The 2,089-nt window shown below is 61.2% G+C and carries 1 protein-coding gene and 2 pseudogenes; 2 read left to right on the top strand and 1 reads right to left on the bottom strand.

Annotated elements, in window-relative coordinates; all coding sequences use genetic code 11:
• Positions 1-530, bottom strand: a pseudogene (locus ACFFN1_RS09435) (IS1634 family transposase); the annotation flags it as partial.
• Between the two features lie 111 nt (positions 531-641).
• Between ACFFN1_RS09435 and ACFFN1_RS09440 the strand changes: the two are divergent.
• Positions 642-1,349: pseudogene (locus tag ACFFN1_RS09440) on the top strand (transposase); the annotation flags it as partial.
• Positions 1,350-1,468: 119 nt separating this feature from the next.
• Complete coding sequence (locus ACFFN1_RS09445; RefSeq protein WP_376840463.1) at positions 1,469-1,882, top strand: hypothetical protein; 414 nt, start codon at positions 1,469-1,471, stop codon at positions 1,880-1,882.
• The last annotated feature ends 207 nt before the right edge of the window (positions 1,883-2,089 follow it).

Raw genomic sequence — 2,089 nt, forward strand, 5'->3', positions numbered from 1 at the left:
AGACTCACCCCGCTAGTCGCGACACTATGTGCGAAACACCTCGCCGCGATCCTGCCGCGATAGTCCCGCTCCTTAGCCCGGGCCAGACAATTGAGGAACGTGTTGTGATGCGGTGGCTCTATTCCCAGCTCTGCAAGGACACGAAGACTATCGGCTTTCGACGTCGGTTCAACCAACCGTGCCAGCACGAGATGGAAGAACGCGCCATCATCGATCACGTCAGCGAAACCGAGCCGCTTCCACGATTCCGCAATAGCGTCGATGAGGACCCCTGACCGCGATCCCACCACCGTCCCCGCCCGTGACGGCGCGGGAGCATCCACAGGCACGCCCAGATCAAGTTCGAGCTGCTCGCCAGCCCCATAGTCGGCAAGCTTCTCCTCACCAACAGCAAGCAAAGCCGCCAGCTCTGCCTCGGTGTGCGCCGACCCGAGATGCTCAAGGACAGTGAGCTTCCCACGATACTTCCGCACGATCTGCACAGCAGTAGCCCCGGACCCGGTAGTGACTTTCCGCAGACGAGGCGACATAACCCCATCCTAGACACCCCAATTAGTGTCCCACCAACACAACCCCCAAACCCGTGACCAGCACAAACACCCAAGAAACCGCAAAACCGCCACTCAATTGTGGAAGTCAGGTATTACGGGCATGCCGCCATCAACGCGGCCATCATCGGCGGGGCCGATGTCTCGGTCACCGTCCGGATGGACCCGGCCGTGAAGAAGGCCATCACAACCATCGACGCGGACGCCTGGCAGACCATCAAATACACCGACGCGATCTATGACGAGGACACCGAGCGCTGGATCTCATCGGCTGAGGTCGCCGAAGTCCCCTTCACTGCGTTCACCTCGAAGAAGAAAGCCCACCACATCCCCGGCCGGCTCGTCGTCCGTCGTATCCCGGAACTGAATCCGAAGGACGTCGAACAGCCGACCTTGTTCGACACCCACCGGTTCCACGCGTTCTTCACCACCAGCGATCTGGACACCGTCGCCGCTGGCAAAACCCATCGAGCTCATGCGGTGATCGAACAGGTCAACGCCGACCTCAAGGACAGCGCACTGGCCCACCTGCCGTCGGGAAAGTTCAACGCCAACGCCGCCTGGCTGGTGCTGGCCGTCATCGCGTTCAACCTCACCCGCGCCGCGGCCACGCTCGCTGGTGCCGAACTGGCAAAGACGACAACGGGCACGATCCGTCGCAAACTGATCAGCGTCCCGGCCCGGATCGCGACCCCGGCCCGCCGCGTCACCCTCCACCTGCCCACGGACTGGCCGTGGGAGACTGCCTGGACGAACCTCTTCACCGCCGTAAACTCACCACCCCAGGCAGCAGCAGCCTGACCGACCAGGCGACACCGCCCCGACACGAAGACTCTGCAGTGGAACGCCCCGGGCAGCGAGGCCCGGCCATCACGCCTGCCCCCACACACAAAACCCACCCGAAATCAAATCAGGTGCTCATGCCAAAGCTCATCGGTGGATCGAGGCTAAAGCACCGATTCGTCGTCCTTCATCACGCTGTGCAGTCTCTTCATCAGCTGGGCAACCGCTCCCAAGCCCTCGGACCGGTCGCGGTCTCCCATCTACAGCCCCTCCTCGACTCTCCTGATCTCTCCGCGATCGTTGCGCGGCCATTTCGTCGGTTGCGAAATGGCTGGCTCCATCTCGGACTTGATGATGTCCGGGCCGCTCTCACTCAGGACGTCACCATATTGACGCCGGTCTCCGTCTACGCCCAGATGCAAGCACCTGAGTTCGCGGCACTCGTCGATCGAGGACTGAACAAGATCTCAGTTGGTCTCGGTGCGTGGCTTACCGAGACCGGCCCCGATGAATCATCTCTCTTCAATTTCCTTGAGCCAGTCGACATATAGGCAAACCCGATTCCCGGATGACAACTTCCTGGCGGTCACCACTCAGAAACGAGCTGCGTCGAGTTCATTCTCTTACAAGGTTGGTTACTCCAAGGATAAACAGGCTCTTCGGACATCCGGTGGGGGTGAGGTTCGCCGGGTGCTGGTTGGCAGGTAGGGGTCGAGGTCCCCGAGGATCAGAAGCGCTAACCACCTGATCTACCACGA

The organism is Brevibacterium otitidis (assembly GCF_042429315.1).
GTDB lineage: Bacteria > Actinomycetota > Actinomycetes > Actinomycetales > Brevibacteriaceae > Brevibacterium > Brevibacterium otitidis.